A 13,510-nucleotide genomic window follows, 5' to 3' on the forward strand; every position below is an offset into this window, starting at 1 on the left:
AAAAAGCCGCCCGGGAACACCCAGGCGGCTTCAAAGGCAGCAGACTACTTCTTGTAGTTGTCGATGGAGGCCTGCAGGATCTTCTCGGCCTCTGCCTTGTTGCCCCAGCCGGAGCCGGAAACTTCCTTGTTCGGCTCGAGGTCCTTGTAGTGGACGAAGAAGTGCTCGATTTCGTCCTTGAGGAACTGGGAGACATCGTCGATGTCCTGGTAGTGGTCGTAGCGGACGTCGTCGATGACGCAGAGGAGTTTGTCGTCGCCGCCGGCTTCGTCGGTCATCTTGAAGACGCCGATTGGGCGTGCCTTAACGATGACACCTGGGAAGACGGACTCGGGGAGGATGACGAGGGCGTCCATTGGGTCGCCGTCGTCGGCGAGGGTTTCGTCGATGAAGCCGTAGTCGAGTGGGTAGGCCATCGGGGTGAACAAGTGGCGGTCGAGGTAGACCTTGCCTGTTTCGTGGTCGAGTTCGTACTTGTTGCGGGAACCCTTGGGGATTTCGATGGTGACTTCGACAGCCATGTGCGCTCCTTTTGTAGTCGCGTTGATAATACCGGTACTTATCATACGGGGCTGCGTCGGCGTGTGGGTTTGGGCTACGCTTATGCGCCGTGAAGCTTTGGACTTGGATTGTTGGCGGGGTTGCGTTGGTCGCGGTGGGTGGCGCGGCTGGCTTCGGTGTGGCGGCGCAGCAGGAGTTGGGGCGCATCGAGCACGCCCCGGCGTATCAGTTGCCGCAGGCGGAGCCGGTGTTGGTGCCGGCGGTGCCACGCCCGGTGGATGTCGAGGCGCTGCAGGCGCGCCTGGCGGAGCTTGCGGAGGACCCAGCGTTGGGCACGTTCCATGCGCGTGTGTCAGACGGTTCGACGGGTGAGGTGTTGTTTGATCGGTTGGCGGGGGAGGCGTTGCGCCCGGCGTCGACGACGAAGATTCTGACGGCTGCGGCGGCGGTGTTGGAGTTGGGGGCGGATGACAGGATCGAGACGCAGGTGGTGCGCGGGGAGCAGCCGGGCTCGGTTGTGATCAAAGCGAATGGTGACGTGTGGTTGGACGCGGAGGCCATCGACCAGCTCGCCGAGCAGCTCAAAAACCAGCAGGTTACCGCCGTCTTCATCGACACGACGGCGTGGGAGGGCCAGCCGACCATGATGCCGGGCTGGGACCCCGTGGACATCGATGGCGGCTTCGTCGCGCCGCTGGAACCGGCGATGCTCTCGGGCGGTCGCCTCAACGGGGAGACGGAGGGGGACGTGCCGCGCTCGCATACTCCGGCGTTGGATGTGGCGCAGGCGTTGGCGGATCGCGTGGGTGCGCAGACGGTCGGTCTCGGCCCGGCGCCCGCGGAGACAGATACGCTGGCAAGCGTGGTGTCGCCGGACCTGGTGCAGCGCCTGCACATGATGATGAAGGAGTCCGACAACGTCTACGCGGAGGCCATCGGCAGGGAGGTGGCGGCCCACGTAGGTATCGACGCCCCCTCCGCCACCCTGCACGTCCTGGCTGAGCACGGCTTCGACACGGGCGGCATCACCTTGGTGGACAGCTCGGGGCTGTCGGTGGACAACCGGATCACCCCGCGCATGTTGGACAGCATCCTGAGTGACGCTACTCAGCACGAGCAGCTGCGCCCGATGCTGGACGCGCTGCCGGTCGCGGCCGGCGACGGCACCTTGGCCACCCGCTATGGGGACCTGGCCGGGCGCGGTTGGGTCCGCGCGAAGACGGGCACCTTAGACGAGACGTCCGGGCTGGCCGGCACGGTGACCGCGGAAAGCGGCAACGTGTACACCTTCGCGTTGCTCTCGAATGATTCGGACATTCTGGAGGCGCGCCGGGCGATGGACACGTTTGCCTCGGCGCTGCGGGAGTTCTAGCGATGGAGCCGTTCTGGCCCCGGCGCAGCCCCCACTTTTTGGCGTGCCGCCGTGCGGTGCGCGGGTGGACGGAGCCTGCGGTGATTGGGCTGTCGGGTGGGGCGGACTCGTTGGCGCTGGTAGCGGCGGCCGCGGCGGAACGTTTGGACGTGACGGCGCTGGTGGTGGACCACGGGCTGCAGGAGGGCTCGGCGGAGGTGGCCTGGCGTGCGGCGGAGCAGGCGCGCGCGTTTGGGGTGCCCGCGGAAATCGTGACCATCCAAATCACACCAACGGGTAAGGGCACGGAGGCCGACGCCCGCCAGGCGCGCTACGCGGCCCTGTTCGAGCACGCCGGCCCCGACCGGGACGTGTGGACGGCCCACACCGCGGACGACCAAGCCGAAACGTTGCTGCTCGGGGCGCTGCGCGGCAACCCGGCAGGGATGTCGCCGCGCGCGGGCAGGTTGGTGCGCCCGTTGCTGGGTGTCCGCCGCGCGGACACCGCGGGCGCCTGCGCCGAACTGGGCGTCGCACCCTGGCAGGACCCGATGAACAAGGACGAGCGGTACCGGCGTGTGGCACTGCGCACCCGGGTGATTCCGCTGCTGGAGGAGATCGTCGGCGGGGAAGTCGTCCCGGCGTTGGCGGGCACGGCGGACCGGATCGCGCAAGCCGCGGCGCAGCTCCAGCGCATCACCCCGGCCGCGAACGAAGACACGCTGGACTGCGCGGAGCTCGCAACACTGCCGCCGGTGGTGAGGAGGGCGGTGTTGGCGGAGTGGGTCGTCGAGAAGCGGGGGGAGGTCAAAGGTGCCCACCTTGCGGCGATTGAAGCCCTGGTGACGAACTGGCGGGGGCAAGGTGCGGTGCAGCTCGGCGGGGGAGTGCGGGTGGAGCGGCGCGGCACAACGCTTCTGTTCGCGTAAATGGTTGTCCAAGGTGACGTGAAAGTGGCAAGATGATGAACTGATGCCAACCGAGAAGGGCTTGAGAAAGGGCACCCGATGACCGAGCTGTATGACAAGAAGGATTTCAACGTTGCGCCACACCGCTACGGAGACGACGTAGAGGCGGTGTTGATCCCCGAGGAAGACCTGCAGCGGCGCATCCAAGAGCTGGCTGACATGGTCTCCGAGAAGTACCGCGACTCCGAGCAGGACCTGGTGCTCGTGTGCGTGCTCAAGGGCGCTGTGTTCTTCTTGACGGACTTTGCACGCAAGCTCTCCATCCCGTGCGAGATGGAGTTCATGGCGGTGTCCTCCTACGGCAGCTCCACCACCTCTTCGGGCGTGGTGCGCATTCTGAAGGACCTGGACAAGGAGATCGAAGGCCGCGACGTGCTCGTGGTCGAGGACATCATTGATTCCGGCCTGACCCTGTCGTGGCTGCTGAAGAACCTGTCGGGACGTAACCCGAAGAGCCTCGAGGTGATCACGCTGCTGCGTAAGCCTGAGGTGCAGAAGGCCAAGATTGATCTTCTCGACGTCGGCTTCGACATCCCCAACGAGTTCGTCATCGGCTACGGCCTGGACTACGCCGAGCGCTACCGCGACCTGCCGTACGTGGGCACGTTGCACCCTCGCGTCTACTCCGACGCGCCTGAGGACATCTAATACACACAGAAGAGCTGTATGACCAAGAATAAAAACGTGTTGCGGTGGGGCCTGATCGGCGCCACCGTGCTTATTGTTTTGTACCTGCTCACCCTCATCGGGGACGACACCCGCGGCTACCAGCGCGTGGACACGTCGATCGCGATGGAGCAGCTGCAGAACAAGAACGCCAAGGAAGTCCAGATCGACGACCGCGAGCAGCGCGTCCGCATTGACCTGCGGGAGCCGATCAAGGTTGAAGAGCGCGAGGGCGTCGAGCAGATCAGCGCCCAGTACCCGGCCCGAACTACGCCGGAGATCTTCGGCGCGGTGAAGGAAGCCGCCCCGGACAAGTACAAGACGAACGTGACGCAGGAGTCCTTCCTGATGTCGATGCTCGGCTTCATGCTGCCGATGGTGCTGATCTTCGGCCTGCTGTTCTTCTTCATGTACCGCATGCAGGCCGGGGGCGGCATGTTCGGGATTGGGTCGTCGAAGGCGAAGCAGCTGTCGAAGGACAATCCGACGAACACGTTCGCGGACGTCGCGGGTGCGGACGAGGCTGTCGATGAGCTGCAGGAGGTCGTGGACTTCCTCATCGACCCGAAGATTTACGAGTCGCTCGGCGCGAAGATCCCGCGTGGCGTGCTGCTGTACGGCCCGCCCGGCACGGGTAAGACGCTGCTTGCCCGCGCCGTCGCTGGCGAGGCCGGGGTGCCGTTCTACACCATCTCTGGCTCCGACTTCGTGGAGATGTTCGTCGGCGTGGGCGCCTCGCGCGTGCGCGACCTGTTCAAGCAGGCACGGGAGAACTCGCCCTGCATCATCTTTATCGACGAGATTGACGCCGTCGGCCGCCAGCGTGGCTCCGGCATGGGCGGCGGCCACGACGAACGCGAGCAAACCCTCAACCAGCTGCTCGTGGAGATGGACGGCTTCGGCGACCGCGAAGGCGTGATCCTGATCGCGGCGACGAACCGCCCGGACATCCTGGACCCGGCGCTGCTGCGCCCGGGCCGCTTCGATCGTCAGATCCCGGTGACCAACCCGGACATCGCGGGCCGCGCCCAGATCCTGAAGGTGCACGCGAAGGGCAAGCCGTTGTCCAAGGATGTGGACCTGGATGCGCTGGCGAAGCGCACCGCCGGCATGAGCGGTGCGGACCTGGCCAACGTGCTCAACGAGGCCGCGCTGCTCACCGCCCGTATCGGCGGCAACGTGATCACCCCGGACGCGCTGGAGGAGGCCACGGACCGCGTGATCGGCGGGCCGCGCCGCTCCTCCAAGGTGATCTCGGAGAAGGAGAAGAAGGTCACCGCCTACCACGAGGGTGGGCACACGCTTTCGGCGTGGGCGCTGAAAGACATCGAGCGCGTCTACAAGGTCACCATCCTCGCCCGCGGCCGCACCGGCGGTTTCGCCATGACGGCCGACGAGGACGACAAGGGCATGTACAACCGCGACGAGCTCTTTGCCCAGCTTGTCTTCGCCATGGGCGGGCGCTCCGCGGAGGAGCTCGTCTTCGGCGAGCCGACCACGGGTGCGTCCAACGATATCGAGCAGGCCACCAAGATCGCGCGCGCGATGGTCACCGAGTACGGCATGACCTCGGCGCTCGGCACCGTGAAGTACGGCCAGGCGCAGGGCGACGCCTTCTCCGGCATGGGAGCCGGCGCCAAGATGGAGTCCTCGCCGGAGGTTGCGGCCACGATCGATAAGGAGGTACACACGCTTATCGACGCCGCCCACGCCACCGCCTACGGCATCCTGGAGCAGTACCGCGACCAGCTGGACACCATGGTGTCCAAGCTGCTGGAGAAGGAAACGCTGCGCCGCCAAGACCTCGAAGCGCTCCTCGAGGGCGTGGAGCCGCACCGGCCGGAGCTACCCGCCTACGACATCCGCTTCGGCCGCCAGATCGGCCGCGAGCCCGTCAAGACCCCGGTCGAGCTTGCCGAGGAGCGTGGTGAGGAGCCGCCGAAGCGCTTCTCCATCCTTGAGGCGTCGCGTGAGACGCGGGAGCGGCGTCGAAAAGAACGGGAGAAGGAGCACGGCGCTCCGCTGCCACCGCCGCCTGCGGGAGGCGCCCCGACCTACGGCGGGCCGAAGCCGCCGAGCGACTGGACGTACCCGGGCGCGCCGAAGCGTGAGCCCGCGCCAGAGCCAAAGACTTCGCCTGAGCCGGATACGCACCCGGGCATGGACAACTACCGCCCGGACGAGGAAATCGGGTTCCGCCTGCCGGAGCACGAGCGGCCCGACCGGCCCGACCGCCCCTCCGAGGAAGAAACCAAACAGCTGCCACGACACAGGAGCAACGAGGATGACCAGTAAGTTCGACCGCGCCCGCGCCGAAGCCGCGGTGCGCGAACTCCTCATCGCCGTCGGCGAGGACCCGGACCGTGAGGGGCTGAAGGAAACCCCGGCGCGGGTTGCGAAGGCGTACGAGGAAGTGTTCGCGGGGCTGCACCAGGACCCGACCGCTGTGCTGGAGAAGACGTTCGCGGAGGACTACCGGGAGCTCGTGCTGGTGCGCGACATCCCGGTGTACTCCACGTGTGAGCACCACCTGGTGCCATTTTTTGGCAAGGCGCACGTCGGCTACATCCCGGGCAAGGAAGGCAAGGTCACGGGCCTGTCGAAGCTCGCCCGCCTGGCCGATATGTACGCGAAGCGGCCACAGGTGCAGGAGCGGTTGACGGCGCAGATTGCGGACGCGATCGTCGATAAGCTGGGGGCTTCCGCCGTGATTGTGGTGCTGGAATGTGAGCACCTGTGTATGGCGATGCGGGGCATCCGCAAGCCTGGTGCCGTGACGACGACCTCCGCGGTGCGCGGCGGCTTCCAGAAGAACGCCGCCTCCCGGGCCGAGGTCTTGAGCCTGATAAGGAGCTAGCAATGGTCAGTGTGCAGGATCTCACCGCGCCGGGGCGCACGACGGTGATGGGCATCGTCAACGTCACGGAAGATTCGTTTTCGGACGGCGGGAAGTGGCTCGCAGTTGACGACGCCCTCTCGCACGCCCACGAGCTGGTCCGCCTGGGCGCGGACATCATCGACGTGGGTGCGGAGTCGACCAGGCCGGGCGCGACGCGTGTGCCCGCCGAGGTCGAGGCGGCGCGCGTTGTCCCGGTGATCCGGGCCCTTCACGAGGACGGCATCCGGACCTCCGTGGACACGATGCGCGCCGCCACCGCTGAGGCCGCCGCCGAGGCGGGCGTGGACCTTATCAACGACGTCTCTGGTGGGCTCGCGGACCCGGACATGTACGCCACGATGGCGCGCACGGACCTGCCGGTGTGTCTCATGCACTGGCGCGCCCAGCAGTTCGTGAACGCCTCCGGCGCCGCCGACCACGGCGGGGACGTGGTGGCCGACGTGCTCGGCCTCTTCGACGAGCTGGTTGCCAACGCCACGGCCGCCGGGGTGCGCCCCGAGCAGATCACGCTGGACCCGGGCCTCGGCTTTGCCAAGACTCCGCAGGAGAACTGGCAGCTGCTCCAGGCGCTGCCCGCGCTCATGGACTGTGGCTACCCGCTGCTAGTGGGCGCCAGCCGCAAGCGCTTCCTCACCGGAGTGCGCGCCGCCCGCGGACTCGAGCACGGCCCGGTCGATGCGGACCCAGCCACCGCCGCCGTCACCGCCCTGTGCGCTCAGGCCGGCGCCTGGTGCGTGCGCGTGCACGAGGTGGCCGTCTCCCGCGACGCCGTGGACGTGGCCGCCGCGTGGAAGGCGGGCAACCTTGGCTGACCGCATTGAACTCAAGGGCCTGTCCGTCTACGCACACCACGGGGTGTTGCCGCACGAGCGCGAGCACGGGCAGCGCTTCCTGCTAGACATCACCTGCTGGCTCGACTTCGCAGGCGCCGCCGCTACCGATGACCTGACCCAGACGATGAACTACGCGGAGCTAGCCCAGCTGGCCAGCGACATCGCCTCGGGCACGCCGCGCCAACTCATCGAGACGGTCGCGACCGAGATCGCCGAGGCCGCCATGGAGCGCTTCGACATCCTGCACGCGGTGGAGGTCACGCTGCACAAGCCGCACGCGCCGATCCCGCTTCCCTTCGAGGACGTCGCCGTGGTGGCACGCCGTTCCCGTAAACGGATGGGGGCCCGCTGATGCGCGCGGTGATTTCGGCAGGCTCCAACATGGAGGACTCGCGCGCCCACCTGCAGTCGGTCGCCGACGAGTTCGCCGCCGAGCTCCTCGACGCAAGTTCGATTTACGCCACCGCGCCCTGGGGCGGGGTGGAGCAGCCAGACTTTCTCAACCAGAGCTTTCTTATCGAAACCGACAGCGACGACCCCTACAACCTCCTCGCCCGCTGCCAGCGCCTGGAGCAGCAGGCGAACCGCGTGCGCGACGTGCGCTGGGGCCCGCGCACGCTGGACGTGGACATCATCGACTTCGAGGGCTACCGCAGCGATGACCCTGAGCTGACGCTGCCACACCCTCGCGCGCACCTGCGCGAGTTCGTGCTGGTTCCTTGGCTGGAGATTGACCCGCACGCCAAGCTGCTCGATCGCCCGGTCAGCGAGATTCTCGCGGAGCTGGAGCCGCAGGGGGTTCGCAAGCTGTGAAACGCACGCCGCTGTCCGGAGTGATCGCCGTGTTCGGGTTTTGTACCGCCGCGGCGTTCATTGTGGTGCGCCGCCTGTTCGGCCTGCTTGAGTCGCTGAACATGGTGGTGCCGCTGAGCCTCTGGATCGTCGCCGCGGTGTGTTTCTACGTTGCGTTCATGGTGCACAAGCGCCGTGATGAGGGCAAGGTTGGCCTGGATCGCAGCCAGCTCAACCCGATGATGGCGGCGAACTTCATGCTGTTTGGCAAGGCCTGCACCTGGGCAGGCGCGGTCAGCGGCGGGCTGTATGCGGGGTGCCTGCTCTTCGTGCTGCCCCGGATGCACGTGCTGATGGCCGCGGCGCAGGACGTGCCGCCCTTGGTCTCCGGGGCGTTGGGCGGCGTCACGCTGGCGGTGGCCGGTGTCGTGCTGGAACGGGTGTGTGAGGTGTCGCCACCCTCAAGTGGAGAACAGGTTAGCTAAGGTAGTGGGCATGAAAAATACTTGGGTGATTGTTCCATTTGTGGCTGCGCTTGCAGGCACAGTGGTGATGTTGTTTACCAACTCCGCGAACATACTCAAGCTTTCGCTGATCCTGGCGCTGTGGGCCGCCGTCGCGGGCCTCATCGTGATCTACCGCCTGCGCCGCGACAACGAGGAGGCCGTGCGCCTGCAGGAGGAGCGGGAGAAGACGTTCGCCGCAGAGCTGGAGGCCGCGCGCGCTGGCGCACCCTCGGGTGTCGACGCCCCCTCCGAGGAATTGCTGCGCGACATCCAGGAGGAGCTGCGCTCCCTGCGCTCCACGATCGAGGAGATGAGCGGGCACGTCTTCGAGTACGAGCCCGCCGCCGTGCACGCCGCGGCGCGCCGCATCCAGGAGATTGAGTCCTTCACCCAGCCCACCTACGAACCGTCCGAAGACCGCCCGGCCGGGGCGCCGTCCTCCGACGCGATCGCCGGGCGCATTGGCAGCCAGCCGAGTCGGGAGACGCAGAACCCGCTCACGGCGCTGATTAGCGAGCACCAGGCGAAGCAAGAAGCGCAGGAAGCGCAAGAAGCGCAGAAGCCGGCGCCTGAACCGACACCAATTCCGGAGCCGGAGCCTGTACCCGAGCCAGTGTCTGAGCCGGAGCCCGAACCGGAACCAGAGCCTGAGCCTGAGCACGGCCGCCACGAGCAGCCAGTCACTGAGGTCATCGAGGCCGTGCCGGAACCAGCCCCGCGTGTTGGGGGACGCCGCCGCCGTGACGCGGCTGGCGAGAACGCTGTTTCCGTCGCCGAGCTGCTAGCGCGCCGCAACAAATGAGCCCAACGCTGACTATCGCCGCCTGGCGCGGCCCCAGTGCGCTGAGTGATCAGCTCGCGCGCGCCGGGCACCGCGTGACGTACCCGCGCGTGGCCGCGGACATCGCCGCCGCCGACCTGGTGCTCCTCGAGGGCTCCGCTGACTTCATCGAACGTGCCGCCGCCGAGTGCGCGCCGTTCGTGCGCCCGAGGCAGATGTTCTGGCACACCAACCTGGACCACGGCGCCCAGCTCCTCGACGAGGTGGAGGTCGCAGGGGCCGTCGTCATGTGCGCGCACAACATCGTGGACAACGTGTGGGTCACCTCCGCAGCCGACGAGCTGGGGGAGACCGTGATCGCGCTGCTGCTCGGGGAGCTCGGGCAGGTCACGATGCCGATCACGGATGCGGATCGCCCACTGGTGGCCACCGCCCAGCACCTTCGCGCCCTGCAGCGCGTCGTCCGGGAGGACGCACTCGCGCTGTTGCGGCAGGCCAACCCCAACTTCGAGGCGGTCGCGGACGCCTTCGACGGCGCCGAGCTGCCGCCGCTGCGCCCGCTCGACCGAGAGCCGGTTGGGGGAGAAGGGGTGCGTCGACTAGTAGAAGTATTGGAGCGCCGCGCGGCGCAGCAACGAGAGGAAGACCTGTGACTTTTGAACCGGGCAACGCGGTTGTCGTGCGTGATGAGCAGCTGCTGGCCACCTACGGGCGCGCATTCCGCAAGATTGGCAAGACGATTGCGGTCGTACCGCTGGGCGCCGACGTCCACGCCGGGCACATCGAGCTGATCCGGGCGGCGAAGTCGCTGCTCGGCGCGTACGTGTTTGTCATCTACTCCGGCGAGGAGGTGCCCGAGACCTTCCGCAACGAGGGCGTGGACGTGGTCTTCCACGGCGAGCTGCGCACCGCCGTGAGCGTGCGCACCGGGATGGAGCACCTCGACGACGCCGACGCCGTGTCCCGCGACGTCGCCCGCATCCTGGCGGTACTCAACGCCACGCACGCCACCGACCTGGTGATGGGGGAGAAGGACTTCGAGCTGCTCGTGGCCACCCAGCTGGCCGTGTCTGGGCTGCGCATGGAGGTGAAGCTGCACAGCGTGCCCACCGTGCGCATGCCTGACGGGCTGGCGCTTTCGCTGCGCAACGAGCGCGTCGCTGAAGACGCCCACGACCAGGCGCTTGCGCTGTCCGCCGCCCTGACCGCGGGGGCGCACGCCGCCGAACACGGCGCCGAGACCGTCCTGGACACCGTGCGCGGCGTGCTCGAAGCCGCAGGGGTCACGCCTGCCTACCTCGCCGTGCGCGACCTGGCTATGCGCGAGGCCCCTGCCCAGGGCGACGCCCGGCTGCTCGCCGCGATCGACCTGCCCGCCACCGACGGCGGCACGGTGCGCCTCCACGACAACGTTGGTCTGCCGCTCGGCATCGGCTTCAAACACATCGAGGACTAGGGCGGAAAGACGAGGGCCATAGCGAGAAACGGCGAGTTATTCGCTACACTCTTTGGCATGCCTATAGACCTGATTGCTGGAATCCTGAACGAGCGCTTCGGCATGGACTTCACCCCCGAGCAAGTCCAAGCCACAGGGCGCACCGAAGACTCACAGCTCTTCGTCGCCAGCAATGATGCAGGCCAGGCCGTCGAAGTCGAGCTTTTCGACGCCGCCCAGCCCGAGAACCAACGCCGCGACATCGCAGGCCTGAACCGGGCGCTTGCCGCCTCGAACCACCCGGGCGCGTTCCAGCCGCGCAGCGCCGGCTACACCGACGACGGCCACCTCTACGTACTGCGCGAAGCCCCGACCGGCGCTTCGCTCGCCCGCCTGATCGCCGACAAGCACGCCGACGGCGGCGTATTCACCCCCGCCGAGGCCCGCGAGCTGCTCATCGGCGTGGCCGAAGCCATCGATGACTATGACGCCCAGGGCCTCGGCGCGTTCGTGGCCCGCTCCGTGGACGCGTCCCGGATGCTGGTGCAGCCAGCCTGGTCCAGCGTCCCGGTCAAGCTCACCCTGGTCGGCCCGACGGCCACCGCGCCCGAGCACGCCGAGGAGCAACACGCGGCGAACGTCGCAAGCTTTATCGACCTTTTTAACTCCATGACCGGCCTCGACGTTGACGAGGACGCCGCCAACGCCGCCACCGGCTGCGTCGGCTACCTCAACGCCGTCGCCGGTGAACCTCTCGATGAGCCGGAGGTGTCCCCGGTCGCGCCGGGCGCCACCGACGGCTACCGCCAGCCACCGCAGCCCTACCCGTATGGGCCGACCGGCGAGTACGTGCGCCCAGAAGACGAGAAGAAGTTCAAGCTCTGGCCGTGGATCGCGGCCATCGTGGCGCTGCTGCTCATCGCCGCAGGCGGCATCTGGTACTGGATGCAGCACCGCGGTGAGGAGTGGGTCGGCGTCGAGGCCGAAATCGCCGAGACTTACCCTGGCATCGTGTCCGACAAGGCCGGGCAGAAGGGTTGGCACGGCCTGATCTGTGACTCCGCCACGCCGGACGAGGGCCAGGAGGGCAAGATCCGCTGCGCGAACGAGACGTTGGGGGTCTCCGTCGCAAAGTATGTGTCCTCTGATGCGCTCGATCGCGTCCTGCCGGACCCGAAGGAGGCCGTCGTGCTTGGCTCCGGCGAGTGCCTCATCTACGACTACCAGCTTCCCGACGCCACGCCGCCGGCCTTCGTGCTGACCCCGCGCACTGAGCGCGAGTACATGGTGGTCATCAACGGCGATGATGCCGAGGCACAGCGCCTCGACCTGCCACTGTGTGCCCCAGCGACCGACGAGGAGTAGCCTAAGCCGGGCTATGAAATCAACGAACCCAGTACTGCTTATTGGAGTGCTGGTGGTCTCCGCGATGATGATGATCTTCAACGAGACCACCGTCGCTGTTGCCCTGCCCGCAATCATGGCGGACTTCGGCGTACCCGCCGACACAGCCCAGTGGCTGATGACCGGCTTCCTGCTCACCATGTCCGTGGCGATCCCGGCCTCGGGCTTCGTCATCCAACGCCTCAGCACTCGCGCCGTCTACTTCGCCTCGATGGCGCTGTTCATCGTCGGCTGCGTCATGGCGGCCACCGCGCCCTCGTTCGGGGTGTTGCTCGTCGCGCGCGTGGTGCAGGCGCTTGGCACGGCGGCGATGTTGCCGCTGCTCATGACGGTCACCGTGACGGTGGTCGCCCCGCAGCGCCGCGGCACGGTGATGGGACTCAACGCGGTGGTGATGTCGGTGGCGCCCGCCCTTGGCCCCACGCTCGCCGGCTTCGTGCTCGGCGCGTTTACCTGGCACCACATCTTCTGGGTGATGGTGCCCATCCCAGCCGTGGCGGTGCTGCTCGCGGTGTTCGCCCTCCCGAACGTCGGCGAGCGCCACGACGCTCCACTCGACATCCTGTCGGTGCTCCTTTCAGCACTCGCGTTCGGCGGCCTCGTCTACGGCTTATCGACGATCACCTCCCTGCTCACCGGCGATTCCTGGACCCCTCTTGTTGCCCTGGCGGTCGGCGCGGTGTTCCTGGTGCTGTTCGTGCGCAGGCAGCTGCGACTGGCGCCAACCGGGCGCGCGCTGCTTGACCTGAGCGTGTTCGCCCACCGCAACTTCGCCTTCTCCGTTGTCGGCGTGTTCATCGCCTTCGGCATCCTGCTGGGCACCGTGAACATCCTGCCTGTTTACATGCAGGTCGGCCTTGGTATCTCCACCGTTGCCACCGGCCTGATTCTCCTGCCCGGCGGTATCGCGCAGGGCGTCGCGTCCCCAATTGCGGGGCGCTGCTACGACGCCTACGGCCCACGCCCCCTGGCCATCCCGGGTGCGGTGCTGATGTTGGCCTCCCAGTGGATCCTTGTGGCCATCCTCGCCGATGACACCCCACAGTGGCAGCTCGTTGCCGTGCTGATCCTGGTCAACGTGGCGATGTCCATGATCATGACCCCGCTCATGACCGTGTCACTGTCCTCGCTGCCCTCGCAGCTCTACGCCCACGGCTCCGCGGCGCTCAACACGTTGCAGCAGCTCGGCGGGGCGGCGGGCACCGCGGTGTTCATCGCAACGATGACCATGGGCACCCAGGCCACCGGCAGCGCCTCCGACGGGACGGCGCGCGCCTTCATCGTTGGTGGCGTCGGCATGCTGCTCGTCGTTGTAGCCGTGTGCTTCGTGGGAGGCAAGCCGAATACACGACTAATTGACCACGGCTGACCCGG

The 13,510-nt window shown here is 67.3% G+C and carries 15 protein-coding genes; 14 read left to right on the forward strand and 1 reads right to left on the reverse strand.

Annotation, left to right across the window (positions count from 1 at the left end):
• Positions 1-44: 44 nt before the first annotated feature.
• A complete protein-coding gene (locus tag ACXIUA_RS00100) occupies positions 45-521 on the reverse strand; it encodes an inorganic diphosphatase (RefSeq protein WP_070361888.1) in 477 nt (158 codons plus the stop codon).
• A gap of 89 nt (positions 522-610) precedes the next feature.
• On the opposite strand from ACXIUA_RS00100, the gene dacB reads away from it, so the two are divergent.
• The 14 genes from dacB to ACXIUA_RS00170 all read left to right on the forward strand — a co-directional run bounded on the left by dacB (position 611) and on the right by ACXIUA_RS00170 (position 13,505).
• Positions 611-1,873: a D-alanyl-D-alanine carboxypeptidase/D-alanyl-D-alanine endopeptidase gene (dacB, locus tag ACXIUA_RS00105; protein WP_457975845.1), complete on the forward strand. Its 1,263-nt coding sequence runs from the start codon at positions 611-613 to the stop codon at positions 1,871-1,873.
• Positions 1,874-1,875: 2 nt separating this feature from the next.
• Positions 1,876-2,781: a tRNA lysidine(34) synthetase TilS gene (tilS, locus tag ACXIUA_RS00110; RefSeq protein WP_457975846.1), complete on the forward strand. Its 906-nt coding sequence runs from the start codon at positions 1,876-1,878 to the stop codon at positions 2,779-2,781.
• 78 nt (positions 2,782-2,859) lie between these two features.
• Positions 2,860-3,468: a hypoxanthine phosphoribosyltransferase gene (gene hpt, locus ACXIUA_RS00115; RefSeq protein WP_176754803.1), complete on the forward strand. Its 609-nt coding sequence runs from the start codon at positions 2,860-2,862 to the stop codon at positions 3,466-3,468.
• Positions 3,469-3,486: 18 nt separating this feature from the next.
• On the forward strand, positions 3,487-5,781 hold the full coding sequence (gene ftsH, locus ACXIUA_RS00120) for an ATP-dependent zinc metalloprotease FtsH (RefSeq protein ID WP_457975848.1): 2,295 nt from the start codon (positions 3,487-3,489) through the stop codon (positions 5,779-5,781).
• Positions 5,771-6,343, forward strand: coding sequence for a GTP cyclohydrolase I FolE (gene folE / locus ACXIUA_RS00125; RefSeq protein WP_070361892.1), 573 nt, complete (start codon positions 5,771-5,773; stop codon positions 6,341-6,343). Before ftsH ends, folE begins: the two co-directional genes overlap by 11 nt.
• Before the next feature lie 2 nt (positions 6,344-6,345).
• Positions 6,346-7,197 (forward strand): dihydropteroate synthase, encoded by an 852-nt coding sequence (gene folP / locus ACXIUA_RS00130; RefSeq protein WP_457975849.1) that lies wholly within the window; start codon positions 6,346-6,348, stop codon positions 7,195-7,197.
• Positions 7,190-7,570 (forward strand): dihydroneopterin aldolase, encoded by a 381-nt coding sequence (gene folB / locus ACXIUA_RS00135; RefSeq protein ID WP_070361894.1) that lies wholly within the window; start codon positions 7,190-7,192, stop codon positions 7,568-7,570. The genes folP and folB overlap by 8 nt, the downstream gene beginning before the upstream one ends.
• The gene (folK, locus tag ACXIUA_RS00140; RefSeq protein WP_457975850.1) at positions 7,570-8,031 is read left to right on the forward strand and encodes a 2-amino-4-hydroxy-6-hydroxymethyldihydropteridine diphosphokinase; all 462 of its coding nucleotides are present in this window, start codon (positions 7,570-7,572) and stop codon (positions 8,029-8,031) included. The genes folB and folK overlap by 1 nt, the downstream gene beginning before the upstream one ends.
• The gene (locus tag ACXIUA_RS00145) at positions 8,028-8,495 is read left to right on the forward strand and encodes a DUF3180 domain-containing protein (protein WP_070361896.1); all 468 of its coding nucleotides are present in this window, start codon (positions 8,028-8,030) and stop codon (positions 8,493-8,495) included. The genes folK and ACXIUA_RS00145 overlap by 4 nt, the downstream gene beginning before the upstream one ends.
• Before the next feature lie 10 nt (positions 8,496-8,505).
• Positions 8,506-9,318 carry a DUF6779 domain-containing protein gene (locus ACXIUA_RS00150; protein ID WP_457975851.1) on the forward strand — a complete coding sequence of 271 codons (813 nt, stop codon included), beginning with the start codon at positions 8,506-8,508 and terminating at the stop codon, positions 9,316-9,318.
• On the forward strand, positions 9,315-9,950 hold the full coding sequence (locus ACXIUA_RS00155; protein ID WP_457975852.1) for a hypothetical protein: 636 nt from the start codon (positions 9,315-9,317) through the stop codon (positions 9,948-9,950). The genes ACXIUA_RS00150 and ACXIUA_RS00155 overlap by 4 nt, the downstream gene beginning before the upstream one ends.
• Positions 9,947-10,753: a pantoate--beta-alanine ligase gene (locus ACXIUA_RS00160; protein WP_457975853.1), complete on the forward strand. Its 807-nt coding sequence runs from the start codon at positions 9,947-9,949 to the stop codon at positions 10,751-10,753. Before ACXIUA_RS00155 ends, ACXIUA_RS00160 begins: the two co-directional genes overlap by 4 nt.
• A gap of 57 nt (positions 10,754-10,810) precedes the next feature.
• Entirely contained in the window at positions 10,811-12,097 is a 1,287-nt protein-coding gene (locus ACXIUA_RS00165; RefSeq protein ID WP_457975854.1) for a hypothetical protein, read from the forward strand.
• A 13-nt stretch (positions 12,098-12,110) separates the two neighbouring features.
• Positions 12,111-13,505 carry a DHA2 family efflux MFS transporter permease subunit gene (locus ACXIUA_RS00170; protein ID WP_457975855.1) on the forward strand — a complete coding sequence of 465 codons (1,395 nt, stop codon included), beginning with the start codon at positions 12,111-12,113 and terminating at the stop codon, positions 13,503-13,505.
• The last annotated feature ends 5 nt before the right edge of the window (positions 13,506-13,510 follow it).

The organism is Corynebacterium sp. UMB8791 (assembly GCF_054166365.1).